Source organism: Pseudonocardia sp. EC080619-01, from assembly GCF_001420995.1.
Lineage (GTDB): Bacteria > Actinomycetota > Actinomycetes > Mycobacteriales > Pseudonocardiaceae > Pseudonocardia.
This window is the reverse complement of record NZ_CP012184.1, coordinates 5992877-6017365: the sequence shown is the minus strand read 5'-3', so window position 1 is coordinate 6017365 and position 24489 is coordinate 5992877. Positions and strand designations below refer to the sequence as shown.

The window sequence follows — 24489 nt, the reverse complement described above, 5'->3', positions numbered from 1 at the left end:
GATCGCGACGACGGGCAGCGGACACGGGGAAACGGTGCACGACGATACGACGGTCCGGAGGTACCTGCGCGGCGGGCACTGCGAGTGATCTCACGGTCTGCCGGGCCCGTGCGGGGTCTAGGTTGGTCTGCCATGACCACGGCGATGCCGCCTCCGGCCCGCGAACCCCTGTCCGCACGCCGGGTCCTCGTGACCGGTGCCTCGGCCGGGATCGGTGAGTCGACCGCCCGGGCGCTGACGGCCCGCGGGGCGCGGGTCGCGCTGGTGGCCCGCCGGGGGGAGCGGCTCGCCGAGCTGGCCGCGGAGCTGCCCGGCGCGGTCGCCGTGCCCGCCGACCTCACCGACGACGCCGCGGCGGCCGCGGCCGTGCACACCGCCGCGGACGCGTTCGGCGGTCTCGACGCCGTGGTGAACGCCGCGGGCGTCTTCCACGGCGGCCCGGTGCTCGGCGACGAGCCGAGCACCCCGGACCAGTGGCGGCGGATGTTCGGGCTCAACGTGGTCGCGCTGCTCGTCGTGACCCGGGCCGCGGCGGAGCACCTGGAGCGGGGCACCGAGCCGGCCGTCGTCTGCGTCTCGTCGATGTCGGGACGGCGGGTGCCGAACCCTGCCGGGGCGGTGTACGCGGCGTCCAAGCACGCGGTGCACGCCGTCACCGAGGGCCTGCGGGCGGAGCTGGCGCCGCGCGGGGTGCGGGTGACCACGGTCTCGCCGGGTTTCGTCCGCACCGGGATCGTCGACGGGTGGTCCGACGGTGCGCTCCGGGACCGCTACACCGAGCGGCTGGCCACGGTCGGGCTGGACCCGGCCGTCGTCGCCGACGGGATCGTGCACGTGCTCGCGAGCCCCGCCCAGGTCGTCGAGTACGCGCTGACCTCGGTGACGCAGTGACGGCCGCCGCACACTACGGGGGCCGCAGGCCATCGGGGCTGGCCAAGGGCAGCGCGTCGCCGTTCGTCGACTTCGACCGGGCGTCGTGGGCCCAGCTGGCGTCGTCGACCCGGGTGCCGCTGTCGGCGGAGGAGCTGGACCAGCTGCGCAGCTTCGGCGACTTCGTCGACCTCGACGAGGTCCGCGAGGTCTACCTGCCGCTGTCGCGGCTGCTCAACCTGCACGTCGAGGAGGGTGGCCGGCTCTACCGGGCCTACCGCCGGTTCCTGGGGGCGGGCGGCGCCCGCACCCCGTTCGTCATCGGGGTCGCGGGGTCGGTGGCCGTCGGGAAGTCGACGACGGCCCGCCTGCTGCGCCTGCTGCTCGCCCGCTCGCCCGAGCACCCCAACGTGCAGCTGGTCACCACCGACGGGTTCCTCTACCCGACCGCCGAGCTGGACCGGCGCGGGCTGATGGAGCGCAAGGGCTTCCCGGAGTCCTACGACCGGCGCAAGCTGCTCCGGTTCGTCTCGGAGATCAAGGGGGGCCGGCCCGAGGTCACGGCCCCGGTGTACTCGCACCTGACCTACGACATCGTCCCGGACGAGGAGCTGGTCGTCCGCAGCCCGGACATCCTGATCATCGAGGGCCTGAACGTGCTGCAGCCCGCGGTGGCGGGTGCGCTGACCGTGTCGGACTTCATCGACTTCTCGGTCTACGTCGACGCCGCCACCGCCGACGTGCGGCGCTGGTACGTGGAACGGTTCCTGCGGCTGCGGGAGACCGCCTTCCGGGACCCGCAGTCGTTCTTCCGGCGCTACGCCGAGCTCGACCACGACGCCGCGGTCGCCCGGGCCGAGACGATCTGGGCGTCGATCAACGCGCCCAACCTGGAGCAGAACATCCTGCCGACCCGGTCGCGGGCCAGCCTCGTGCTGACCAAGGGCGCCGGGCACGACGTCAAGCGGATCCGGCTGCGCAAGCTCTGACCAGGGCGTCGGTGCAGGCGACGACGTTCGCCGCGGAGCAGGTCTCGTCGGTGACGTGGGCGAGTGCCGGGTCGCCGGGGCCGTACACGAGCACGGCGCAGTCGCCGCCGGGCCCGCCCAGCGTCCCGGCGAGCACCGAGGCGTCGGTGAAGTAGGACGCGAACTCCGGCGCGCCGCTGTGCCCGAGCCGCTCCGCGACCGCGGCCGCCCGGGGATCGGCCGGGTCGGTGGCGACCGCGGGGAGGTCGATCAGGACGTCGATCTCCGGCGCGGTGCCCGGCCGGACGGGGGCCGCGGCGAGCGCGTCCCGGGCCAGCGCGGCGACGGCGTCGCGGGCGGTGCCGGCGTCGAACCCGGGGACCAGCCGCAGGTCGAGCTCCAGCTCCGCCCGGTCCGGGACGAGATTGGGCTGGCTGCCCGCGCGCAGCACGCCGGGATTGCAGGTGACCGCCCCGTGGGTGTCGCTGACCGGCCAGCCCGCGCCGGCGCCGTGGTCGTGCACCGCCGCCGCCACCCGGCCGAGCGCCACCAGCGCGTTCTCGCCCAGCTCCGGCCGGGAGCCGTGGGCGCTCACCCCGGCCTGCCGCAGGCGCAGCCACAGCACGCCCTTGTGGCCGTGCAGGACCCGGTTCGACGTCGGCTCCGCGACCACCAGAAGCGGCGACGGTTCCAGGCCGTCGAGCGTGCGGGCACCGTCGCAGCCGGTCTCCTCGCCGAAGGTGAACACCAGCTGCAACGGGACGTCCGGGGCGCTGCGCAGCGCCGCGACGGTGATCGCGGCGACACCGGCCTTCATGTCGGTGCTGCCGCGGCCGCGCAGCCTGCCGTCGACGACGTCGCCGGCGTGCGGGTCGAACGACCAGCCCGCCGGGTCGGCGGGGACGGTGTCGAGGTGCCCGGTGAGCGTCGTCGGCGGTCGGCCCGCGCCGCGGCGGGCGACGAGGTTCGCGCGGCCCGGCTCCGGCTCGTGCAGACGGACGTCGAAACCGCCGTCGTCGAGGAGGTCGGCCAGCAGGTCGGCGGCGGCGCGCTCGCCGCCGCCGCGGGTGTCCAGGGCCACCAGGCGGCCGGCGAGATCGACGGGATCGGGCACGGGGAACCTCCGTTCGCGGGAACACCGACTGTGACACGTGACGGGGCCGATGCCATTGCTCATGGATTGTTTGGCACCATGTCCGGATGGGTGGGAACTCCGGCGCCGGCAACTCCGGCGCTGCGGCGGTGAGCAGCAGGTTCGAGACCCCGGACGACGAGGTCGCGTCCCGGCTGCGGCTGGCCGTCGGCCGGCTGAACCGGCGGATCCGTATCGACGGCACCGAGTCGCTGCCGCCGTTGCAGCTCTCCGCACTGGTCACGGTGGAGAAGGACGGCCCGTTGCGGCTCTCCGAGCTCGCCCGCCGGGAGGGCGTGACGGCACCGACGATGTCGCGGGTCCTGTCCGCCCTCGACGACCAGGGCATGGTCCGGCGGGCACCCGATCCCGGCGACGCGCGCGGCGTGCTCGTCTCGGTGAGCGACGAGGGCCGCGCGAAGCTGCGGGAGGTCCGCAACGAGCGCACCGCCCTCATCGCGCGGCGGCTCGACCGCCTCGACGCCGACCAGCGGGCCGCCCTGGAGGCGGCCCTGCCGGCGCTCGAGGCGCTCATCGTCTGCGACGACGAGGAGTAGGGGTCAGGCCGGCTCGCCGTCGACCGTCACCCTGATCTCGGACCCGTCGTCACGGGGGCCGTCGGTGACGCTGAGCAGCCCGGCGATCCGGGCCGACTCGGGCAGCGGGTCGGGATAGACCCAGAACGCGTCGGCCAGCGTGGTCGCGGGTGGCAGCAGGGCGTCGCGGTAGGCCGCCTCGCCCTTGTACGGGCACCGCGTGCGGGTCTCCGAGGGCGCCAGCTCGACCGTCACGTCCCCGGCCGGCAGGTACCAGCGGTTGCGCAGCCCCGTCTCGGACAGCACGAACGGCGCGTGGGACTCGGCGAGCACCGTCGTCAGGCCGTCCGGCGCGACGTGCGTGACGACGACGTGGCGGTGCGTGGGACGCACGTCGACCCGGGTGTAGGGGTCGGTGAGGTGGGCGAAGACCTGCTCGTCCTCGTCGTACCAGGCGTCGGCCGCGTTCCAGTACAGGGCGACCAGCCCGTGCAGCCACGGGGCAGCGGCGACCGGTTCCGGGTAGGTCCAGACGGCGTTCTCCCGGACCGTGTCGCCGACCCGCAGCGAGCGGTAGGTCGCGTCGCCCTTGAACGGGCAGTGCGTGGTGTGGTCGCTCGGGACCAGCACGGAGGTGTCGACGTCGTCCTCGGGCACGTAGAGCACCGGGAGCAGGTTCGACTCGTGCACCAGGTACCCGCGCCGGGTGTCGAGCACGGTCCGGCCGGCGACCTCGGCCCGGACCCGGCGCGGGAACGGGTGCATCAGCAGTTTGTGCGGCGGGCCGTCGATCGCGTAGTTCACCGTCGCCGGTGCGTACGACGACAGCGGGCCGTCGGTGCGGGTGAGTCCCACGGGTGCCCTCCTCCGGAGCTCGACTCAGGGAGCGGTGGTCCGGTTCCACCGAACCAGAGCTCCCCGGGCCGGGCCAGCGGAGGTGCGCGGGGCTACACCGCCAGGTCGATGTCGTAGTCGCGGATCCAGGTGTTCAGGTCGATGATGCGCTCCAGCTGCATCCGGCTGCCCATCGAGTTCTGCTCGTGGGTCGCCGCAGAGTCCAGCCGCCGCTGCACCGCCGCACGGTCCACCAGCGGCGCGACGGGGGCGTCGTCACCCTCGGAGAGGATCGACGAGACCTGGTCGCGCAGCGACTTCTCGTACCCGGCGTCCTGGGTGGAGGGGTAGGGGCTCTTCACCCGCTGCACGACGGACTCGGGCAGCAGGTCCTTCGTCGCGTGCCGCAGCAGCGACTTCTCGCGGCCGTCGAAGGTCTTCTGCGACCACGGCGTGCCGAACACGTACTCGACGAGGCGGTGGTCGCAGAACGGCACCCGCACCTCGAGCCCGACCGCCATGCTCATCCGGTCCTTGCGGTCGAGGAGCACGGGCAGCCACCGGGTGAGGTAGAGGTAGCAGATCTCGCGCATCCGGCGCTCGTGCGGATCGTCCGCCGCCTTCCCGGTGAGCTCCGGGACCTCCGAGAGCGCCGTCCGGTACTGGTCCTCGACGTAGCCGGGCACGTCGAGCGTGTTCCACAGGCTGCGGTCGAACAGGCCGGGATCGTGGTGGTCCTGGTTCATCATCCGGCCGGCCAGCCAGGGGAAGGTGTCGGCGGCGACGGTCTCCGGGTCGTGGAAGTCGCGGTACCCGCCGAACACCTCGTCGGCGGACTCCCCGGAGAGCGCGACCGTCGACTCCTTCCGGATCGCGGAGAACAGCAGGTACAGCGAGGAGTCCATGTCGCCGATGCCGGCGGGCAGGTCGCGCGCGTGCAGCGCGGCCCGGCGCACCGCCGGGTCCATCATGTCCTCGGTCTGCAGGACGATGTCGCGGTGGTCGGTGCCGACGAACTCGGCGACCTCGTGCACGAAGGGCGTGTCGGGCGTCCCGCGGGCGTCGTCGGCGACGAAGTTCTCGGCGTAGCCGGCGAAGTCGACGGCGAACGAGCGGACGGTGCCGTCGACGTGCTTCGCGGCCAGCGCGGTCAGCGCCGACGAGTCGAGTCCGCCGGAGAGCAGCGTGCACAGCGGGACGTCGGCGTAGAGCTGGCGCAGCGCGGTGTCCTCGAGCAGCTCCCGGACGTTCCCGACGGTGGTGTCGACGTCGTCGGCGTGACCGGTGTCGGTGAGCTGCCAGTAGCGCTCCTCCCGGTACCCGTCACGGCCGATCCGGACGACGCAGCCGGGCGGCACCTCCCGCATGCCGCGGAACACGGCGTTCGACGGGTCGGAGACGAACGCCAGCGCGCGGCGCAGGCCGTCGGCGTCGACGGTCCGGTCGGCCTCGGCGTTGGCCAGGATCGCCTTCGGCTCGGAGCCGAACAGCACCCCGTGCGGGGTGGGGTAGTAGTAGAGCGGCTTGATGCCGAGCCGGTCGCGGACCAGCACGAGCTCCTGGGTGCCGGAGTCCCAGAGCGCGTAGGCGAACATCCCGTTCAGCCGGCGCGCGACGGCGGACGGGTCCCGCCGTCCCCACTCGCGGTGGGCGCGGAGCACGACCTCGGTGTCGCTGGACGTGCGGAACCGGTGCCCGGCGGCGGCGAGCTCCTCGCGCAGCTCCCGGAAGTTGTAGGTCTCGCCGGAGTAGACGATGTGCAGCCCGGGGGCGTCACCCTCGTCGAGGCTCATCGGCTGGCGGCCGCCCTCGATGTCGATGACGGCGAGGCGCCGGTGACAGAGCGCGGCCGGCCCCTGCGCCCAGACGCCCTGCTGGTCCGGTCCGCGGCAGGCCATCGTGTCGTTCATGGCGGCGAGGGTGCGGACGTGCTCGTCCGCACCCAGGTCGTGCCGGTAGTCGATCCAGCCGCAGATTCCGCACACGGGCGCGCTCCTCACTTCTGATGAAACCGGAACAAGATCCAACACATCGATTGCAACGCTAATCATTGCGGCGCGCAACACCGGCGTAACACGGAAGATCCCGTGGTGTCCGTTCCCCGGTGCAATGACCTGCGACGACGTCGTGGAGCGGTCCCCGTCACACTCGGACGGCCCAGCGTGCCGGTGCCCGGAGCTGCCAACCTTTCGATCGGCTTACGTGATTGCGATGCCGAATGTTGCGGTCCGCAACGTGTGTACCATGCGAAACATGACCGAAAGTCCGATTGGCCCGATTGACGGTGACGTGGCCGGCGGCGGGGTCGCCACGGCCGAACGCGACGACCTGGAGGGCGCGCTGCGCCCGGCGAGCACGGGTGCCGCCGAGGCGTCGCTGGAGTCCCTGGAGAAGCAGATCACCCTGCTGGTGCGTCGCACCATGGAGTCCGTGTGGGCGCACGGCTACGGCGCGAACGACGCCGTCGACCGCTACACGTACCCCGTCCTCATGCTGCTCGACGACGAGGGCGCCCTCTCGCTGACCGCCCTCACCGGCAAGCTCGGTGTCAGCAAGCCCACCGCGAGCCGCCAGGTCTCCCGGCTGTCCCGGGCCGGCCTGGTCGACGTGTCCCCGCACGAGCGCGACCCGCGTTCGGTGAGCGTCGCACTGACCCCGGCCGGCGAGGCCGCCCGCGAGGAGGTCCGCGCGGCCCGGCTGGCGCCGCTGCGGGAGGTCATCGCGCACTGGCCGCAGGCCGACCGGGACGGGCTGGCCGGGCTGCTGGACCGGTTCAACACCGACCTGGACCTGTTCCTGCGCTGATCCCGCCCCGGTCCACCCGCCCGGCGACGACGGCGGCGGGACCCGATGCGCGCCACGGCCCGCCACCCGGGTGATGCCATAGTGGGGGAGCCCGGCCGGCCCGGCCGGGCCGGCGGATCGGCGGACGAGGGGGGTTGCGGGCGTGGACGCGCTGGTGGCACTCGTCGCCGGGCTGCTGAGCGGCATCCGGGGCCTCGGGATCCCGGACACCTGCCCCGGTGACTGGGCGTGGTCGGTCACCGCACTCGGTGTCCTGACCGGGCTGCTCCCGACCGCCGGCGCCGCGACCGTCGCCGTGCTGCGCCGCCGGATCGGGTCCGGGTCGTCGTCGGGGTACAGCGGCGCCGAGTCCGTGCTGATCGGCGGGATCGGCGTCCTCGCCGCCGGCCTGCTGCCGCTGGCCGTCTTCGTCGGCGCGGGCGGGGTGTTCGCACAGGCGACCCAGGGGGTCCCCGCGGTGCCCGGGCTGTCCGCCCAGGTCACCGACTCCATCCGGGTCACCACCTGCGACCTCGTCGGCACCCAGAGCAGCTACCTCGGCCGGGGCAGCGTCGCGGGGTCGATCGGCGGCGGCGACGTCGTCACCTCGGTGACCGCGATCGTGCTGCTCGGCCTGGTGCCGCTGCTCGCCGTCGTGCTCGTCGCGGTGCAGGCCCGCACGGCGCTGCGCCGCGGGCCGCGCTGGCCCGCCAAGTTCTTCTGGCTCCCGCTGTTCGCGCTGGTCGTGCTGACCGCGACGGTCCCCGCCGGGACGGCCGAGCACCTGTGGGTCGGCATCCTCGGCGGGAGTCTCGCCGGGGTGCTGGTCGTACCGATGTTCCCGGCGCCGTCGCGGGCCAGGATCGAGCGGGTCCGGGCCGGCCGCGACGCGGCGCCCGCCGCACGGGCCGTCCCCGCCGCCCCGACGGGCTCGTCGCGGGGCGGGGCCACGGCCGCCGGCTCGTCGCGGGCGGGGCGCGGCCCCGGGGAGCCACGGGGCAGCGGGGTGAGCGCCACCCCGAGCGTCGCCGAACGGCTCGCCGGCCGGTTCGCCCAGCGCGAGCCGGAGCACCCCGTCGACTTCTCCGGCCGGTCCGCCGCGGCCGCGCCCGGAGCGCCGTCGTCGTTGCCGCAGGCGGCGCCCTACGCCGGGTTCGGGGCGCTGCCCGCCCCGGCCGGTTCCCGGCCGCCGTCCGGGTACGCGGGGCCCCCGGGTGCGCCGCCGCCCGGTGCGTACGCCCCCGGCGGGCCGGGGCGCCCGCCGACCGGGCCCGCCGCGCACCCGGCCGCGGGGCCGATGCGGCCGCAGGCACCGTCGGGCGGGCCGTTCCCGCCGCCGGGGCCGCCGCGGCGCCCGACGCTCGTGGCGCCGGTGCCGGGAGGCCCCGGCCGCGCCCCGCGGTTCCGGCTGATGAAGCGCCTCGGTGCCGGAGGGTTCGGTGGCGTCTGGCTGGCCCACGACGCGAAGCTCGGCCACACGGTCGCCGTGAAGTCCGCGCACGCCGCCGACCCCGAGACCGAGGAGCGGATCCGCCGGGAGGCCGCCGCGCTCGGGTCGATGCGGCACCCGTGCTGCGTGGAGATCTACGACCTGCTGCACGCGTCGTCGGACCCCGGCCTCCAGGGCATGGACGGCCTCGTGATCGTGATGCAGTACGTCGACGGCATGTCGCTCGGGCAGCTCGTCGCCGAGCGGGGCACGGTCGACGACGTCTCCGCGGCCCGGATCTGGACCGGGGTGGCGGGGGCGCTGGACACCGCGCACCGGTCCGGGGTGCTGCACCGCGACCTCAAGCCCGGCAACATCGTCGTCGACCCGCACGGTCACCCGCACCTGATCGACTTCGGGATCGCCCGCAAGCAGGGCGACTCGACGCTGACCCAGACCGGCTACGTGCTCGGCACCCCCGACTACCTCGCCCCGGAGACGGCGGCGGGCAAGCCCGCGTCCCCGGCGTCGGACGGCTGGCAGCTGGCCGCCGCGGTCTCCTTCGCGCTGAGCGGGGCACCCCCGCGGGGCGAGTCGAGCGACGCCGTCGCCGGGCTCCGTGCCGCCGCGGCCGGGGGGAAGCTGACCCACCTGCCGTCGCGGACGGCGCACCTGTCGCTGCTCAAGCAGGCGTTGCGCACCGAGCCGCAGCGGCGTCCCGAGCTGCGGGCGGTGCAGGCGAAGCTGGACGGCTGGCTGCAGCGCCAGGGCTACCGCGCCGACGGGCCCGTCACGGCGGTGTTCGACCGGCAGTGACCCGGCGGGCCGGGCCCGGTGGTGTCTCGACCGGCCGGGCGCGCTCGGGCACCATTCCCGTCATGACGGGGGACGACGGGCAGGGCCGGGACGGGCAGGACACCGGGAGCGAGCAGCACTCCGGTGCGGTCGCCTCCGCCGGCAGCGTCGGGACCTCCGGCAGCGTCGCCGTCGCGGGCAGCGTCGACACCGGGGGGAGCGTCGCGGTGGCGGGCAGCGTCGGGACCGCCGGCAGCGTCGGCGTCGTCCGGAGCGCAGCCACCGCGGGCAGCGTCGCCGTGGCCGGGAGCGCGGCGACCGCCGGCAGCGTCGCGGTGGCAGGCAGCGTGGCCACGGCCGGGAGCGTCGCGGTGGCCGGCAGCGCCGGGACCGGCGGGAGCGCCGGGATCGTGGCGAGCGTCCTCACCCTGCTCGGGGTCGGGCTCCGGCGGTGCGTGGCGACCCTGGCCTGCGTGAACTGCACGCGGTGCGTGGCCTGCGTCGCCTGTGTGGACTGCGTGGACTGTGTCGGGTGCGTCGGCTGTGTCGGTCTCCGCGGGGCCGTCGGGCAGCGGGGCGTCCGCGCCTGACCGGGGACCCGTCAGAGCCAGGCGTCGGCGAAGAGCGTCCCGGCGAGACCGAGCCCCGCGACGGCGATCCCGATCCGCATCAGCCGTGCCGGGAGCCGCCGGGCGACGGCGGGGCCGAGCCTGCCGCCGGCGACGAGGCCGAGCGCGAGCGCCGGCACCACGGCCCACGCGACGTCCCCGAACACCGCGAACCCGACGGCCGCCACCGCGTTCGCCGCCCAGGTCAGCACGTTCTTCAGGGCGTTGGCGCGCAGCAGCGTCGCCCCCGGCAGCGACGCCAGCAGTGCCAGCATGAGCACGCTGGCGGCGGCGCCGAAGTAGCCGCCGTACACCGCGACCGCGAACACGCCGACCGTGACGCCTCGCCCGGGGGTCCGGGTGGAGTCCGGCCGCGGGGGTACGAGGAGCAGGACCGCGGCGCCGGCGACGAGGAACGGCACGATCCGTTCGAACCCGCCCTCCGGGGTCGCCAGCAGCAGGGCGGCACCGGTGGCGCCACCGAGCAGGGCCGGGAGCACCCACCGGCGGACCTGCGGGCCCGCGCCGCGCAGCTCGGGCCGCGAGCCGGCCACCGCCCCCGCACCCTGGAAGAGCAGGCACACCGTGTTGGTGACGTTGGCGGTCGTCGCGGGCAGGCCGACCGCGAGCAGCGCCGGGTAGGAGAACAGCGAGGCCAGACCGGCCACGGCACCGCTCAGGCCGGCGGCGAACCCGGCCACGAACAGCAGGGCGAGCTCCGGTGCGGTCACCGGCCGGGGAGGGGGAGCGGGAGATCGATGGCGATGCACACGACCCTACCCAGGGCGCACCGTCCGGACCCCGGACGTCCGACCGGGTGACACGCAGGTCACAATCACGCCGTGGGCGGGCGGCGCACGGCGCGACTGCAGGTGAGCGGGGTGCTCGCCGGCCTGCTCGTGCTCCTGAGTGCGTGCGGTGCGCCTGATGCCGCACCCCCGGTGTCCCCGGCCCGGTCCACGCCCGCCGCCGCGCCGGCCACGGAGGAGCCCCCCACGACGGTTCCGACGGAGCCAGCGGCGACCGGGCCGGTGCGGCCCTGCACCGGCGACGGTCTCGACGTCTCGGCCACCCCGCCCCGCACCGACGACGGCGGCACCCTCTCCGAGATCGTGTTCCGCAACACCGGCTCCGCGCCCTGCGTGCTGCGCGGCTACCCGGGCGTGTCGTTCGTGGCCGGGAACGAGGGCACCCCCGTCGGCCCGCGGGCCTCCGTCGAGGGGCCGCGTGCCGAGGTCCGGCTGGAGCCCGGCCGGGCCGCCACCTCCGCGCTGCGGGTCCGCGACACCGACCGCTACCCGGTCGCGGTGTGCGTGCCCGCCGAGGCCCGCGGGCTCCGGGTGCACCCGCCCGGCGGCAGCGGGGGGACGTTCGTGCCCCGGGCCGGCCGCGTCTGCTCCGGCGAGCCCCACCGGCCCCAGGTCACCGTGGAGTCGGTCGTCGCCCGCTGACGGCCGTGCTCACGTCGCCGGGACCGGGGTGCGCAGCGCGGGCCGCAGCACGGCGAGGGTCCCGGCCGCCGCCGCGACCAGCAGGACCGCGACGCCGAGCCGCCAGCCCGCCGACCCACCGCCGGTCAGGGTCCACCCGAGCGCCGCCACCGCGGGCCCGACGGCGCTGCCGACGGTCCGCGCGGTCATCGCGATCCCGCCGGTCGCGCCCTCGGTGCCGGGTGGCGCCGCGGCCAGCACCGCAGCGTTGACCGCCGGGTTGAACACCCCGCCGGCGACGCCGAGGAGCGCCATCCCCCCGGCCAGCGCGGCCCAGCCCGTCCCGGCGCCGAGCGGCAGCAGCGCCGCGAGCGCGAGCACGCTCAGCGCACCCCCGGCGACGGTGACCCGCAGGGGCCCGAACCGGTCGGTGAGCCGGCCCGCCACCGGCGAGGTCACCGCCACGGCGGCGACGAACACCAGCAGCGCGGAGCCGCCGGACGCGGCCGTCCCGCCCAGCACGTCGGCGACGAACCACGGCACCAGGAACGACACCAGCCCCGCCGTCGTCGACACCGCGAACAGGGCGGCGAGGGTCGGCCCGAACGACGGGCGGCGGACCAGGTCCCGCACCGCGCCCGCCGCGGGCAGGCGCAGCCATCCGGCGAACAGGACGACCGCGGCCACGGCGGCCACCGGCGACCGCCAGCCGGGGCCGCTCCCGTCGAGCGCGAGCAGCACGGCGGTCACCGCACCGCCGAGCAGCACCGCCTCGGCGAGCAGCGACCGTGCCGGCGCGGGCACGCCGCGCACCCGCCGCCGGTCCAGGAACAGGATCCCGGCGACGACCGCGGCCAGCACCGCGGGCACCTTCACCAGGAACACCGCACGCCAGCCCAGTGCGTCGGCGACGAGGCCGCCGGCCGGGGCACCGGCCATCGTGCCCACTGTCATGATCATGATGATGAAGCCGATCGCCCGGCCCCGGCGTTCCGGCGGGACCGACGCCGTCACGATCGGCATGTAGACCGCGACCACCAGGGCCGCGGCGACCCCCTGCACCACCCGGGCGGCGACGAGCACCGCGAACGTCGGCGCCAGCACGGTCAGCGCCGTGCCGAGCAGGATCCCGAGCTGGGCCAGCAGGAACACCGGCCGCGGGTCGGCGCGGTCGCCCCACCGCCCGGCCGGGATGCCCAGTGCCGCCATCGGCACCGTGTAGGCCAGCATCACCCAGGCCGTCGCGCCCGGTCCGACGCCCATGTCGGCGCCGACGCCCGGCAGCGCGACCGCGGCGATCGTGATCTCCGAGGTCACCGCGAGCATCGCCAGCCCGAGTGCGGTGACGGCGCCCCGGCGGGCCGGGGCGCTCATGCGACGGTCCCGTAGGTGGCACGGGCGTCGCGCAGGGCTCGTCCCCACCACACGAGCTGGTCGGTGAGCACCCCGGCGGCGGCCGCGGCGGCACCGCCGTCGGCGGGACGGCCGTCGGCGCCGAAGAGCTCCGGGAAGGAGTGCAGGCTGACCGCGTCCCGTACCGGGGCGCCGTGCAGTTCGACGAACACCGGGCGCAGGTGCTCGACCGCGCGGATGCCGCCGGAGAGCCCGCCGTAGCTGACGAACCCGACCGGTTTCGTGGCCCACTCGGCGTGGAACGAGTCGATCGCCGTCTTCAGCCCGGCCGGGTAGGAGTGGTTGTACTCCGGGGTGACGACGACGAACGCGTCGGCCGCGGCCAGCCGCGCGCGCAGCGGGCCGGCCGGGGCCCGGTCGAGTGCGGGGGAGAGGTCCGCGCCGAGCAGGTCGACGACGTCGACCGTGACGTCGTCGCGGTCGTCGATCTCGCCGGCGAACCAGCGGGCCGCGGTCGGTCCGAACCGCCCGGTGCGGACGCTGCCGACGATCACGGCGATGCGGATCGGTGTGCGGCTGGGTGTGTCCGTGCCGGTCATGGCGGTGCTCCTCACGTCGACGGGGTGGCCTCCCCACCCGATCGGCCGCGACGCTAGAAGCTGGAGCTGACTTCAGGTCAAGAACATCACCGGCCGGCGTGCAGCGCGAACCACAGCTCGGCCCGCACGCCGGGGGAGTCGAGGTCCCGGTCCAGCAGCGCACCCGCCTTCTCGATCCGGGCGCGCAGCGTGTGCCGGTGCACCCCGAGCCGGGTCGCGGCCGGGTCCCACTGCCCGTGGTGGGCGAGCCACTCGCGCAGCGAGCCGACGAGGTCGCCGCGGCGCTCGGCGTCGTGGCGTACCAGCGGTGCCAGCACCGACTCGGCGAACGCCTCCGCGTCCTCCGGCAGCACCAGTGCCGACAGCCCGCGGGCGGCGAGATCGGCGAAGCGGACGGTGCGGCGGTCCAGGCGCTCGGCGGCGTCGAGCGCGCGCCCCGCCTCGCGCAGGGCCCGGGCCAGGCCGGTCACCGGGGCGGGGTCGGAGATGCCGGCCCGGACGTCGCGGACCCGGGAGGCCACGGTGAGCAGCGGCGGCACGGCGTCCGCGCCGACGATCACCGCCACCCGGCCGTCGAGCTCCGCGTGGAAACCGGCCGACGCCCGCTCCAGGGTGTCGAGCAGCACGTCGAACCGGCCCGTCGCCGGCCGTCCGCCCAGCGCGACGGCCACCAGGTCGCCGTCGGGGAGCGGCCCCCAGGTGTCGGCGAGGACCTGCTCGGCGCCGGAGCCGGGCAGCACGGCCAGTGCCCGGAGCACCGCGGTGCGCACCCGGTGCTCGGCCCGTCCCGCGGCGGCGCTGCGGGCGTGCGCGAGGGTCAGCACCGACACCGCGGAGCCGATGACCTGCCGGTCGACCGGGGAGAACTGGCGGTCCCGGCCCACGACGAGCACCGAGGGCCCGACCATCCGCACCGGCTGGAGCACGACCTGCCCGCCCCCGGCGGCGACCGTGACGCTGGAGGGGCCCGCGTGCTCGCGGACCCGGGCGATCTCGCCCGCCAGCGCGGCGGCCCGCCGCGAGGACGGGCGCGGTGCCGCGTACCGGACGCGCTCGTCGGCGTCGGAGATCAGCGACCACGCGTCGAGGCGCTCGGCGAGCCGGTCGAGCACCCGCCCGGGGCCCGACTCGCGGTCGTCGCCGAGCGCGGCGGCGGTGAGCGCGCGCTGGGCCTCGTCGGTGCGGACGACCTCGGCGTAGCGCTCGGCGGCCCGGGCCTCGGACACGGCCCGGCTCAGTGCCAGGAACGGGGTGCGCTCGGGGACCTCCACCAGCGGGAGCCCGGCCCGGGCGCACGCCGCGGTGACGGCGGGCAGCAGGTCGTCGTGGCCGAGACCGGTGCCGAACCCGAGGCCGGCGAGCCCGTGCGCGGCGAGCCGGGCGACGTAGCCGTCGGGGTCGGCCGCCGGGCCGAGGCCGGTGGTGAGCAGCAGCTCGCCGCCGTCGAGGTACGGCGTCGGATCGGACAGTTCGCTCGAATGCACCCAGGTGATGCGTCGTTCCAGATCCGCGGAGGGACACGCGGAGCGCAGTCCGAGGCTGCGGTCCGCGCAGAGCTCACGCAACGAGACCGGCACGGCTCCCCCTGACAGATCGGAGTGTGGTGACCCTCGAACTGGACGATCGGGACACTACCGCGTCCGGGTGTCGTGGATCACGCTGTGCCACACGCAGGACGTCGGCGAAGGGAAGCCCAGCGTGACCACCACCGCGCCCCGGTACGTCGGGACGAGCCTCCCGCGCAAGGAGGACCCGGCCCTGCTGACCGGCCGGGCGACCTGGACCGACGACATCGTCCCGCCGGGGACCCTGCACATGGCGTTCGTCCGCAGCCCGCTGCCGCACGCCCGGATCACGAGCATCGACACCGGCGCCGCGCGGCAGCACCCGGGTGTCCGGGCCGTCCTGACCGCCGACGACGTCGACGGCGAGTTCCTCGCCGGCATCCCGTGCGGCTGGCCGGTCACCGAGGACATCAAGGTCCCCGACCACCGCCCGCTGGCCGCCGGGGTGGTCCACCACGTCGGCGACGGCGTCGCGGTCGTGCTCGCCACCAGCGCCGCCGCCGCGCGGGACGGGGCCGACCTGGTCGACGTCGAGTACACCGAGCTGCCCGCGGTCGTCGACATGGCCGACGCGCTGGCCGACGACGCCCCGCTCGTGCACGCCGAGCTGGGCACCAACCACTGCTACACCTGGCCGCTGGCCACCGGGGACGTGGACGCCGCGTTCGCCGGCGCCGACGTCGTCGTGTCGGGGCGGTACCTGCAGCAGCGGGTGGTGCCCTCGCCGATGGAGCCGCGCGCCGTCGTCTGCGTCCCGGACGCGGTCGGTGGCGGGTTCACCGTCTACACCGCCACCCAGGTGCCGCACTTCGTCCGGGACATCCTGGCCGCGTGCACCGGCATCGCCGACACGAAGATCCGGGTCGTCGCACCGGACGTCGGCGGCGGGTTCGGGGCGAAGCTCAACGTCTACGCCGAGGAGTTCCTCGCCCTGGTCCTGGCCCGGAAGCTGGGCACCCCGGTCAAGTGGACCGAGACGCGCTCCGAGCACCACCAGGCCACCACGCACGGCCGCGGCCAGATCCAGGACGTCTCGGTGGCCGCCACCCGGGACGGGAAGATCCTCGCGATGCGGGTGGAGCTGCTCGCCGACATGGGCGCCTACCTGCAGCTGCTCACCCCGGGCATCGCCGTGTTCGGCGCCTTCACCTTCTGCGGGCTCTACGACTTCGGCAGCTACTCCTTCACCGCGAAGGGCGTGTTCACCAACCTCACCCCGACCGACGCCTACCGCGGCGCCGGCCGCTCCGAGGCCGCGTACGGCCACGAGCGGATCATGGACGACCTGGCCCGCGAGCTGGGGATGGATCCCGCGGAGGTGCGGCTGCGCAACCTGCACCCGAAGTTCGACGAGCCGCGCACGGTCCCCTCCGGCGTCCAGTACGACTCCGGCGACTACGAGACCTGCATGCGTACCGCCATGGACCTGGTCGGGTACGACGCGCTGCGGGCCGAGCAGCAGGACCGCCGCGCGTCCGGCGACCCCGTGCAGCTCGGCATCGGGTTCGGCAACTTCACCGAGTCCGGCGGGCTCTCCCCGTCGAAGGTCGCGGCCGGGGTCCGGCTGCAGTCCGGCGGCTGGGAGCAGGCCACCGTCCGGATGACGACGAGCGGCAAGGTCGAGGTCGTCACCGGCACGTCGCCGCACGGCCAGGGGCACGAGACGGCCTGGTCGCAGATCGTCGCCGACCGGCTCGGCGTACACCCCGACGACGTCGAGGTCCTGCACGGCGACACGCTCGTCGCCCCGTTCGGCCGGGACACCTACGGCTCGCGCAGCCTCGCCGTCGGCGGCACCGCCGTCCACCTCGCCGCCGGGAAGGTGCTGGACAAGGCGATGCTGATCGCCGCGCACCTGCTCGAGGCCGACGAGTCCGACCTGGAGTTCAGCGGCGGGCAGTTCCGGGTGGCGGGTACCGGCGGGCCGTCGGTGACCATCCAGGAGGTCGCCGGGGCGGCGTCGCTCGCGGCGGACCTGCCCGAGGGCATGGAGCCCAACCTGACCGCCGACTCGGCGTTCGACCCGCCGAACTTCACCTGGCCGTTCGGCACGCACGTCTGCGTCACCGAGGTCGACACCGAGACCGGGTTCACCCGGATCCGCCGCTACGTCGCCGTCGACGACTGCGGTGTCGTCGTGAACCCGACGATCGTCGAGGGCCAGCTGCACGGCGGCATCGCGCAGGGCATCGGCCAGGCCCTCTACGAGCACGCCACGTTCGACGAGGCCGGGAACCCGACCGCGGGCAACCTCGCGTCCTACACGGTGCCGTCGGCGTCGGACCTGCCGAACTTCGAGCTGACCCAGACCGTCACCCCGTCGCCGACGAACCCGATGGGGGTCAAGGGGATCGGCGAGTCCGGTGCGATCGGCTCGTCCCCGGCGGTGGTCAACGCGGTGATCGACGCGGTCGCACACCTCGGCGTCACCCACGTCGACATGCCGGCGACCCCGCAGGCCGTCTGGCGGGCGATCACGGCCGCGGCGCGGAAGACTGCCTGACCCCAGGGGAGAGGAGGCACCTCATGGTGGCCATCAACTGCGACATGGGCGAGTCGTACTCGATCTACCACTGCGGCGACGACGAGGGGCTCATGCCCTACGTGACCGTCGCCAACGTGGCCTGCGGGTTCCACGCGTCGGACCCCCGCGTCATGACCCGGACGGTGAAGCTCGCCAAGCGGCACGGCGTCCGGGTGGGCGCGCACCCGTCGCTCCCGGACCGGGAGGGCTTCGGCCGGCGCGAGATGAAGCTCGACCGCGACGAGCTGACCGCGGCCGTCGTCTACCAGATCGGGGCGCTGACGGGGTTCCTGCGCGCCGAGGGCATGGAGCTCCATCACGTCAAGGCGCACGGCTCGCTCTACGGCATGGCGTCGCGCGACGAGGAGGTCGCGGCCGCCGTCGCCGACGCGGCCGACGTGTTCGGCGCGCCGCTGATGGGCATGGCGGGCTCGGTGCACGAGAAGGTCTGGGGCGACCGCCCCGCCGGGTTCATCTCGGAGTACTACGCCGACCTGGACTACCGCGACGACGGCTCGCTGATCATCACCCGCGAGCACCAGGCCTTCGACCCGGAGACGTCCGCGGCGGGCGCGCTGCGCGCGGTCACCGACGGCGTCGCGACCTCCGAGAACGGTCGCGAGATCCCGGTGCGCGCCGACTGCGTCTGCGTGCACTCCGACACCCCGAACGCGGTCGAGCTGGCCCGTGCCGTCCACACCGCGCTGACGCCCCACCTGAGCTGAGGAGCCGCACATGTCCCGTCACGAGGTCGTCTCGCCGATCCCCGGCGTCTTCTACCGGCGGCCGGACCCGGACAGCCCGCCGTTCGCCGAGGACGGCAGCGCCGTGTCCGGCGACTCGCCGGTCGGCCTGGTCGAGGTCATGAAGTCGTTCCACCAGATCGCGGCGGGGGCGTCCGGCACGCTCGTCGAGTTCCTCGTCGGCGACGAGGACGAGGTGGACGCCGGCCAGCCGGTGGCGGTCATCGAGATCGGCTGAGGGACGGCACCGTGGAGAAGCTGCTCGTCGCCAACCGCGGCGAGATCGCCGTCCGGATCGTCCGGGCCGCCCGCGACCTGGGGATCCGGACCGTCGCCGTGCACTCGAAGGCCGACGCCGGCGCGCTGCACACCCGGCTCGCGGACGCCGCCGTCGAGATCGGGCCGTCGCCGGCGTCGAAGTCGTACCTGGTCGCCGACGCGGTCCTGGCGGCCGCGGCGGAGACCGGTGCCGACGCCGTGCACCCGGGCTACGGCTTCCTGTCCGAGCGGGCGTCGTTCGCCGCGGCCGTCGCCGGCGCCGGGCTGACGTTCGTGGGGCCGTCGGCGGCGACGATCGAGCGGATGGGCGACAAGGTCGCCGCCCGGGAGGTCGCCCGCGCCGCCGGTGTGCCGACCGTGCCGGGCACCCCCGGCGGCGTCGACGGCGTGGACGCCGCCGCGGCGGCCGCCCGCGACGTCGGCTACCCGGTGATGCTCAAGGCCGCGGCCGGCGGCGGTGGGCGCGGCATCCGGGTCGTGGACGACGAGGACGGGCTCCGGGCGGCCTTCGGGCAGGCGTCCACCGAGGCGCTGAAGGCGTTCGGCGACGGGACCATGTACCTGGAGCGGTACGTCGAGAAGGCCCGGCACGTGGAGGTGCAGGTCCTCGGTGACGGCTCGTCCGCGGTGCACCTGTTCGAGCGGGAGTGCTCGCTGCAGCGGCGCAGGCAGAAGGTCGTCGAGGAGGCGGTCTCCCCGGGGATCACCGACGCCGTCCGGGACCGCATGACCGCCGCGGCGGTGGCGCTCTGCCGGGAGGTCGGCTACACCTCCGCCGGCACCGTCGAGTTCCTCGTCGACGACGCCACGCAGGAGTTCTTCTTCATCGAGATGAACACCCGCATCCAGGTCGAGCACCCGACGACCGAGCTCGTCACCGGCATCGACCTGGTCGCCGAGCAGCTGCGGATCGCGGCGGGGGAGACGCTGCGCCCCGGACAGGACGGCATCGAGCGGCGCGGGCACGCCGTCGAGTTCCGGATCTGCGCCGAGGACCCGGAGCGGGACTTCCTGCCCCAGCCCGGACCGGTCGGCCGGATCACCCTGCCGTCGGGGCCGTGGGTCCGCTGCGACACCTGGCTCGAACCCGACGCGACCGTCCCGCCGTACTACGACTCGCTGCTGGCGAAGGTCGTGGTCTGGGGCGGTGACCGGGCCGAGGCGCTCGCGCGGTCGCGCCGGGCGCTGGAGGAGTTCTCCGTCGACGGCATCCCCACGACCGCGGGTCTCCTGCGGTCGCTGGTCGACGAGCCGTGGATGGCGTCCGCCGACTTCCACACCGCAACGCTCGAGCACTGGTTGAGAGGGGACAAGGCATGAGCGCCCGCTACAGCTGGGGCGGCGACGAGTTCGTGTTCGTCGAGCTGGCCGAGGAGATGAGCCTGCAGGCGAACTTCAAGGCCGTCGCCATCACCAACCTGCTCCGCGACGAGCGACCGGACGGGATCCTCGAGATCTGCCCGGCCAACGCGTCGTACCAGGTCCGCTACGACCCCGACGTGCTGGAACCGCACGCCTTCCTGGCCCACCTGAAGGAGCTGGAGGACCGCGTCGGCGACGCGCTCGGCGTGACCCTGGACTGCCGGGTCGTCGAGATCCCGGTGCTCTACCAGGACCCGTGGACCACCGAGACGCTGATGCGGTTCCGCGACCGTCACCAGGACCCGGACGCCACCGACATCGAGTACGCGGCCCGGATCAACGGCTTCGCCGGTGTCGACGAGTTCATCGGCGCGCACTCCGGGTCGCCCTGGTTCACCTCGATGGTCGGGTTCGTCGCCGGACTGCCCTTCAAGTACCAGATGGTGCCGCGGGAACGGCAGATCGTGGTGCCCAAGTACCTGCGCCCGCGCACCGACACCCCGAAGCAGACCGTCGGCTACGGCGGCTGCTTCTCCTGCATCTACTCGGTGCGCGGCGCCGGCGGCTACCAGATGTTCGGCATCACCCCGGCGCCGATCTACGACCCGCGGCAGACCAAGCCGGACTTCACCGAGCACACGGTGTTCATGCGGCCCGGCGACATGGTCAAGTTCCGGCCCATCGACCGCGACGAGTACGACGACGCGCAGGCGCGGGCCGAGGCGGGGGAGTACCGGATCACCGTCCGGCCCGTCGAGTTCGACCTGCAGCCGTTCCTGGACGACCCGGACGGCTACAACAAGCGCCTCCTGGAGGTCCTCGCATGACGGCGATCGAGGTCCGCAAGCCCGGTCTGTCCACGACGGTCCAGGACCGCGGACGATCGGGGTACTACCACCTGGGCATCCCGCCGTCCGGTGCACTGGACATGTACTCGCCCGAGGTGGCGAACGCGCTGGTCGGCAACACGCCGGACGCCGCGGTGCTCGAGATCGTCTACATGGGCCCGGAGCTGCGGTTCACCGGGCCCGCCGTCGTCGCGGTGACCGGCGCGGAGATCGCACCACGGGTGAACGGCGAGGCGCGCCCTCAGTGGGAGTCGTTCGCCGTCGCCGAGGGCGACGTGCTCGACTTCGACTACCTCAAGGCCGGGGCGCGGGCCTACCTGGCGGTGTCCGGCGGGCTCGACACCCGGGTCGACCTCGGCAGCCGCGCCACCTACGTGATCGGCTCGCTCGGCGGCGTGGACGGCCGCCCGGTCGCCGAGGGCGACGTGCTCCCCGTCGGCGACGGCGGGACGGGCCGCCCCGGGCGCGTGCTGCCGGCCGCGCTGCGCCCGGTCATGGCGAAGGACGTCGAGGTACGGGTCGTGATGGGCCTCTACGACCACCGGCTGACCGACACCGGCCGGGCCACGTTCCTCGACACGACCTGGACGCTGACGCCGGTCGCCGACCGGATGGGGTTCCGCTACGCCGGCGGGCAGCTGGAGACCGTCGACCGCGAGCCGCCGTTCGGGGCGGGGCAGGACCCGTCGAACATCGTCGACTCGCCCTACCCGATCGGCTCGATCCAGGTGCCGGGCGGCGTGGAGCCGATCGTCCTGCACCGCGACGCCGTCTCCGGCGGCGGGTACATGATGGTCGCGACGGTGATCTCCGGTGACCTGGACGTCGTCGCCCAGTCGGCCCCCCGGACCCGGACCCGGTTCGTCGAGGTCGATCTGGAGACCGCGCTGGGGTTGCGCGCCGAACGGAAGGACCGGATCGCCCGCATGTACGCCGCGTTGGGCGATTGACCCGTTCGATTCCCCCGATCGGGGTGGCCGAACGCGATCATCTGGTCCACACTCGACGCTCGGTCACACACCGATCACGGGGAGGCGGCGGACGCAGATGAGCGGCAGGCACCGGAGGACCGTTCGTGCGGGGCTCGTCAGGAAGATCCTGGCGGTCGCCGTGCCGTCGATCGGCGCGCTCGCGCTGGCGGCGGCCGTCGTCATCGGCAGCGGCATGGTCGGCGACCGCGCCGGCGCCCGTCCGGCCGAGCCGGAGGCGGGTGGGCCCGACCCGGTGGGGACACCACGGCCGGGCACGACCGGCGAGTCGTCGCCGCTCGCGGCACCGGCGCCCGATCCGGCCGGGGCCGCGGGGTCGGCCGCCGGAGCGGTACCGCGCGCCGCCGGATCCGACCGCTCCGCCGGAACGGCGCAGGACGGGTCGTCCGGTGCGCGGAGCGCTCGGCCGGACCGTGGTGCCGCCCCGGGCGGCGGCTCGTCCTCCAGCGCTTCCTCCAGCGGCTCGTCGAGCGGTTCGTCGTCGGGCAGCGGGTCCGCGTCCGGGGGCAGCTCCTCCGGCGGTGGGCACGACCGCGCGTCGGGATCGGGCACGGCCACCGGACGGGACACCGCCACCGGGCCGGCCGACCCCGTCGCCGTTCCCCGGCAGCGTTCCGCCGGTCCCACCGGTACCCCGGCCGCACAGCAGCCCAGCACCCCGCAGCAGCCCAGCGCCGTGCAGCAGCCCAGCGCCGTGCAGCAGCCCAGCGCCGTGCAGCAGCCCAGCGCCCCGCAGGAGCCCAGCGCCCCGCAGCAGACCACGGTCCCGCAGCAGACCACGGTCCCGCAGCAGCGTTCGGCGGAGCCGTCCCCGTCGTCCGCTCCGGGCACCCGCTCCGAGCCGGCCGACCAGGACCCGTCCGACGGCTCCGGCTCCGGTGGATCGGCCCGCGACGACGACCGGGGTTCCGACGACGCCCTGGTCCGGCTGCGGCTGAAGGTGCTGGAGTCCCAGGACGTCGAGGTACGCGTCCCGGGGCCCGCACTGTCGCTGATCGGCGACTGAGCGGGCGCCGCCACCCGGCCCGTCCGAGCCCCGCTGTCGGCGCCGGCGCCGCCCTCCGCATCCGGTCACCGCGTGCCGTGCGTCACCGGACGGCCCGGCCCGCTCGTCGACGTCACCCGCTGAACCGGCCCGGACCGGCCGGACCCACCCGATCGGCGCATGACCGGGGCGCCGGACAGCCGTCACGATCATGGGTATGACTGCGCCGAACGGCTCATCGGAATGTGGCTGATGCCGGGCCGGCACTCCGTCCCGGGCGCGCCGGAGGCGCCGGAGGCGGCACCGCCGGGCGGCCCGTACGGGGCGGACCCGCTGCGGGAGGCTCCGCCGGAGCCCGTCGCGCGGCCCGTGACCGGCGGCGGGCGGCCCGCGCGGCGTCTGCGGACGGTGCTCGCCGGCGTCGTACCGGTCCTGCTGGCGGCCTCGTTCGCCGCGGCGGTCGGGACGGGGCCGCTGGGCGGGAACGCTCCGGCCGGGCAGCGCACCGGACTGTCGGTGCCGGTCCCGACGTTCGCGGGCGGCCCGCCCGCCTCGTCGCCGGAGGGTGCCACGGACGGGGGTGTGATGGAGGCCTCGCCCGACCTGCGGGCGCGGCCGCCCGCCACGGCGGGGGCGGGGTCACGCGAGACGGCGGCAGCGGGGGCCGCCGGGGACGCGGCACGCGCCGCTGCCGTCCGGGTGGCCGACGAACGCGCGGTGGCGCAGGAGCGGGCGCAGGAGGCCCGGCGGGCGGAGCAGCGCGCGGCCGCGCAGCGGGCCGGACGCGAGCGCGCGCAGGAGCGGCAGGCCGCCGAGCAGCGTGCGGATCAGCAGCGTGCGGACCAGCAGCGTGCCGATCAGCAGCGCGCCGCCGAGGAGCGGGCCGCGCAGGAGCGGCGCGACCGGGAACGGGCGGAGCAGCGGGCCCGGCAGGCGCCGGCCCCGTCGGCGCCGCCGCCGGCCGGCACCCCGGCAGCCCCGGCCGGACCTCCGCCGCCGCCGGCGGGCGGGACCCCGGACGGCACCGGACCGGGCGCACCGCCCCGCCCGTCGCCCGCGGCCGAGGGCGCCGTGTAGCGCGGCCCCGGCGTCCGCGCCGGGACCCGTGTGAGTGAGCGGCGGCCGGGCCGCTCGCGCCGCACTCCGGTTCGCGCCATCATCGCTGACCACTACGCCGTTCGGTCGTGCCGGGGAGGGTCCTGATGGGCGGACGTCATCGCGTGCCGCGGGCCGAGCGGCGTGGGTCCCCGTGGACCGCACACGTCGTGCTCCCGCTGGTCGCGGCCGTCGGGGTGGTGGCGACCGTCGTCGCCGTCGTGACCGCAGGAGGGCTGCTCGCCGAGCGGGGGGCCGATGTACCCCGGTCCGGCCCGGGGACGGCCGCCCTGTCCGCCCCGCTCCGGCCCCGGACGGCTCCGCCGATCACCCTGCCGGCGTCCGGCGGGGCGGCCGACGCCGCTGCCGCGGCGGCCCGGGCCGCGACCGACCGGGCGTCGGGTGACACGGCGGAGGACGACGGCACGACCGACGGCACAACCGACGGCACAACCGACGGCACGGACGACGGCACGGACGACGGCACGGACGACGGCACGGCGGAGGGCGACGCGGACCCCGGTCCGGCCGGCGGCGGCATCGGGACCGGCGTCTGCGACCTCGACGGCCCGCCGAGGTTCGACGACCCGCAGAACCCGGACATGATCACCAACAGGGACTGTGGCTACGTCGACGACCAGGGGCGGGAGCGGTCCCGCGACCCCTGGATCGACGACCAGCTGCTGCAGATGCAGGACGGCTGACCGGAATCCGGTGTTTCGACCCGTCCCGAACGGGATACGGAAGTCGGGACTGGAGGC

23 protein-coding genes are annotated in these 24489 nt (G+C 75.3%); 16 read left to right on the top strand and 7 right to left on the bottom strand.

Features of this window, described 5'->3' with window-relative positions:
• The first annotated feature begins 132 nt into the window (after positions 1 to 132).
• Both AD017_RS27695 and coaA read left to right on the top strand, forming a co-directional pair.
• The gene (locus AD017_RS27695; protein WP_227012614.1) at positions 133 to 891 is read left to right on the top strand and encodes an SDR family oxidoreductase; all 759 of its coding nucleotides are present in this window, start codon (positions 133 to 135) and stop codon (positions 889 to 891) included.
• Positions 888 to 1859 (top strand): type I pantothenate kinase, encoded by a 972-nt coding sequence (gene coaA, locus AD017_RS27690; protein WP_010240706.1) that lies wholly within the window; start codon positions 888 to 890, stop codon positions 1857 to 1859. The genes AD017_RS27695 and coaA overlap by 4 nt, the downstream gene beginning before the upstream one ends.
• Here the strand turns inward: coaA and AD017_RS27685 are convergent.
• Complete coding sequence (locus AD017_RS27685) at positions 1831 to 2952, bottom strand: M20/M25/M40 family metallo-hydrolase (RefSeq protein WP_060576080.1); 1122 nt, start codon at positions 2950 to 2952, stop codon at positions 1831 to 1833. The two genes, coaA and AD017_RS27685, sit on opposite strands and share 29 nt — an antisense overlap.
• An 86-nt stretch (positions 2953 to 3038) precedes the next feature.
• Here AD017_RS27685 and AD017_RS27680 point away from each other — a divergent pair, with 86 nt between their 5' ends.
• Positions 3039 to 3527 carry a MarR family winged helix-turn-helix transcriptional regulator gene (locus AD017_RS27680; protein ID WP_010240708.1) on the top strand — a complete coding sequence of 163 codons (489 nt, stop codon included), beginning with the start codon at positions 3039 to 3041 and terminating at the stop codon, positions 3525 to 3527.
• A 3-nt stretch (positions 3528 to 3530) separates the two neighbouring features.
• Here AD017_RS27680 and AD017_RS27675 read toward each other — a convergent pair whose 3' ends face one another.
• The gene (locus AD017_RS27675) at positions 3531 to 4361 is read right to left on the bottom strand and encodes a DUF427 domain-containing protein (RefSeq protein ID WP_060576079.1); all 831 of its coding nucleotides are present in this window, start codon (positions 4359 to 4361) and stop codon (positions 3531 to 3533) included.
• Positions 4362 to 4453: 92 nt separating this feature from the next.
• On the bottom strand, positions 4454 to 6325 hold the full coding sequence (gene asnB / locus AD017_RS27670) for an asparagine synthase (glutamine-hydrolyzing) (protein WP_060576078.1): 1872 nt from the start codon (positions 6323 to 6325) through the stop codon (positions 4454 to 4456).
• Positions 6326 to 6593: 268 nt separating this feature from the next.
• Here asnB and AD017_RS27665 point away from each other — a divergent pair, with 268 nt between their 5' ends.
• The 3 genes from AD017_RS27665 (at position 6594) to AD017_RS27655 (ending at position 9938) form a co-directional block, all read left to right on the top strand.
• The gene (locus AD017_RS27665; RefSeq protein ID WP_168172293.1) at positions 6594 to 7145 is read left to right on the top strand and encodes a MarR family winged helix-turn-helix transcriptional regulator; all 552 of its coding nucleotides are present in this window, start codon (positions 6594 to 6596) and stop codon (positions 7143 to 7145) included.
• 142 nt (positions 7146 to 7287) lie between these two features.
• Positions 7288 to 9369 carry a serine/threonine-protein kinase gene (locus AD017_RS36640; protein WP_060576077.1) on the top strand — a complete coding sequence of 694 codons (2082 nt, stop codon included), beginning with the start codon at positions 7288 to 7290 and terminating at the stop codon, positions 9367 to 9369.
• 62 nt (positions 9370 to 9431) lie between these two features.
• Positions 9432 to 9938, top strand: coding sequence for a hypothetical protein (locus tag AD017_RS27655; RefSeq protein WP_227012613.1), 507 nt, complete (start codon positions 9432 to 9434; stop codon positions 9936 to 9938).
• Positions 9939 to 9949: 11 nt separating this feature from the next.
• Here the strand turns inward: AD017_RS27655 and AD017_RS27650 are convergent, their stop codons facing one another.
• Positions 9950 to 10687 carry a sulfite exporter TauE/SafE family protein gene (locus tag AD017_RS27650; protein WP_060576076.1) on the bottom strand — a complete coding sequence of 246 codons (738 nt, stop codon included), beginning with the start codon at positions 10685 to 10687 and terminating at the stop codon, positions 9950 to 9952.
• A 111-nt stretch (positions 10688 to 10798) separates the two neighbouring features.
• Between AD017_RS27650 and AD017_RS27645 the strand changes: the two genes are divergently transcribed.
• Positions 10799 to 11407, top strand: a complete 609-nt coding sequence (locus AD017_RS27645; protein ID WP_060576075.1) for a DUF4232 domain-containing protein — start codon at positions 10799 to 10801, stop codon at positions 11405 to 11407.
• A 9-nt stretch (positions 11408 to 11416) separates the two neighbouring features.
• Here the strand turns inward: AD017_RS27645 and AD017_RS27640 are convergent, their stop codons facing one another.
• From AD017_RS27640 to AD017_RS27630, 3 genes are all read right to left on the bottom strand, one after another.
• Entirely contained in the window at positions 11417 to 12760 is a 1344-nt protein-coding gene (locus AD017_RS27640) for an MFS transporter (protein ID WP_060576074.1), read from the bottom strand.
• A complete protein-coding gene (locus AD017_RS27635) occupies positions 12757 to 13338 on the bottom strand; it encodes an NADPH-dependent FMN reductase (RefSeq protein WP_060576073.1) in 582 nt (193 codons plus the stop codon). Before AD017_RS27635 ends, AD017_RS27640 begins: the two co-directional genes overlap by 4 nt.
• A gap of 86 nt (positions 13339 to 13424) precedes the next feature.
• The gene (locus AD017_RS27630) at positions 13425 to 14822 is read right to left on the bottom strand and encodes a PucR family transcriptional regulator (protein ID WP_255358475.1); all 1398 of its coding nucleotides are present in this window, start codon (positions 14820 to 14822) and stop codon (positions 13425 to 13427) included.
• Positions 14823 to 15036: 214 nt separating this feature from the next.
• On the opposite strand from AD017_RS27630, the gene AD017_RS27625 reads away from it, so the two are divergent.
• From AD017_RS27625 to AD017_RS34755, 9 genes are all read left to right on the top strand, one after another.
• Complete coding sequence (locus tag AD017_RS27625) at positions 15037 to 17406, top strand: xanthine dehydrogenase family protein molybdopterin-binding subunit (RefSeq protein WP_060576654.1); 2370 nt, start codon at positions 15037 to 15039, stop codon at positions 17404 to 17406.
• A gap of 23 nt (positions 17407 to 17429) precedes the next feature.
• Positions 17430 to 18152: a 5-oxoprolinase subunit PxpA gene (gene pxpA / locus AD017_RS27620; protein ID WP_010232662.1), complete on the top strand. Its 723-nt coding sequence runs from the start codon at positions 17430 to 17432 to the stop codon at positions 18150 to 18152.
• A 10-nt stretch (positions 18153 to 18162) separates the two neighbouring features.
• Positions 18163 to 18408: an acetyl-CoA carboxylase gene (locus AD017_RS27615; protein ID WP_010232661.1), complete on the top strand. Its 246-nt coding sequence runs from the start codon at positions 18163 to 18165 to the stop codon at positions 18406 to 18408.
• Between the two features lie 11 nt (positions 18409 to 18419).
• Positions 18420 to 19769, top strand: a complete 1350-nt coding sequence (locus AD017_RS27610; RefSeq protein WP_060576071.1) for an acetyl/propionyl/methylcrotonyl-CoA carboxylase subunit alpha — start codon at positions 18420 to 18422, stop codon at positions 19767 to 19769.
• On the top strand, positions 19766 to 20638 hold the full coding sequence (locus AD017_RS27605; protein ID WP_060576070.1) for an allophanate hydrolase subunit 1: 873 nt from the start codon (positions 19766 to 19768) through the stop codon (positions 20636 to 20638). The genes AD017_RS27610 and AD017_RS27605 overlap by 4 nt, the downstream gene beginning before the upstream one ends.
• Positions 20635 to 21609: a biotin-dependent carboxyltransferase family protein gene (locus tag AD017_RS27600; RefSeq protein WP_010235843.1), complete on the top strand. Its 975-nt coding sequence runs from the start codon at positions 20635 to 20637 to the stop codon at positions 21607 to 21609. The genes AD017_RS27605 and AD017_RS27600 overlap by 4 nt, the downstream gene beginning before the upstream one ends.
• A 97-nt stretch (positions 21610 to 21706) precedes the next feature.
• Positions 21707 to 22654, top strand: coding sequence for a hypothetical protein (locus AD017_RS27595; RefSeq protein WP_060576069.1), 948 nt, complete (start codon positions 21707 to 21709; stop codon positions 22652 to 22654).
• A 231-nt stretch (positions 22655 to 22885) separates the two neighbouring features.
• Positions 22886 to 23710 (top strand): hypothetical protein, encoded by an 825-nt coding sequence (locus AD017_RS35550; protein ID WP_168172292.1) that lies wholly within the window; start codon positions 22886 to 22888, stop codon positions 23708 to 23710.
• A 125-nt stretch (positions 23711 to 23835) separates the two neighbouring features.
• Positions 23836 to 24432, top strand: coding sequence for a hypothetical protein (locus AD017_RS34755; RefSeq protein WP_145984081.1), 597 nt, complete (start codon positions 23836 to 23838; stop codon positions 24430 to 24432).
• The last annotated feature ends 57 nt before the right edge of the window (positions 24433 to 24489 follow it).

Bases quoted from the DNA above. Each gene is read 5' to 3' on its own strand.
- AD017_RS27695 (WP_227012614.1), top strand. From the start codon at position 133: ATGACCACGGCGATGCCGCCTCCGGCCCGCGAACCCCTGTCCGCACGC.
- AD017_RS27680 (WP_010240708.1), top strand. From the start codon at position 3,039: ATGGGTGGGAACTCCGGCGCCGGCAACTCCGGCGCTGCGGCGGTGAGC.
- AD017_RS27665 (WP_168172293.1), top strand. From the start codon at position 6,594: ATGACCGAAAGTCCGATTGGCCCGATTGACGGTGACGTGGCCGGCGGC.
- AD017_RS27655 (WP_227012613.1), top strand. From the start codon at position 9,432: ATGACGGGGGACGACGGGCAGGGCCGGGACGGGCAGGACACCGGGAGC.
- AD017_RS27640 (WP_060576074.1), bottom strand. From the start codon at position 12,760: ATGAGCGCCCCGGCCCGCCGGGGCGCCGTCACCGCACTCGGGCTGGCG.
- AD017_RS27635 (WP_060576073.1), bottom strand. From the start codon at position 13,338: ATGACCGGCACGGACACACCCAGCCGCACACCGATCCGCATCGCCGTG.
- pxpA (WP_010232662.1), top strand. From the start codon at position 17,430: ATGGTGGCCATCAACTGCGACATGGGCGAGTCGTACTCGATCTACCAC.
- AD017_RS27615 (WP_010232661.1), top strand. From the start codon at position 18,163: ATGTCCCGTCACGAGGTCGTCTCGCCGATCCCCGGCGTCTTCTACCGG.
- AD017_RS27605 (WP_060576070.1), top strand. From the start codon at position 19,766: ATGAGCGCCCGCTACAGCTGGGGCGGCGACGAGTTCGTGTTCGTCGAG.
- AD017_RS27600 (WP_010235843.1), top strand. From the start codon at position 20,635: ATGACGGCGATCGAGGTCCGCAAGCCCGGTCTGTCCACGACGGTCCAG.
- AD017_RS27595 (WP_060576069.1), top strand. From the start codon at position 21,707: ATGAGCGGCAGGCACCGGAGGACCGTTCGTGCGGGGCTCGTCAGGAAG.
- AD017_RS35550 (WP_168172292.1), top strand. From the start codon at position 22,886: ATGCCGGGCCGGCACTCCGTCCCGGGCGCGCCGGAGGCGCCGGAGGCG.
- AD017_RS34755 (WP_145984081.1), top strand. From the start codon at position 23,836: ATGGGCGGACGTCATCGCGTGCCGCGGGCCGAGCGGCGTGGGTCCCCG.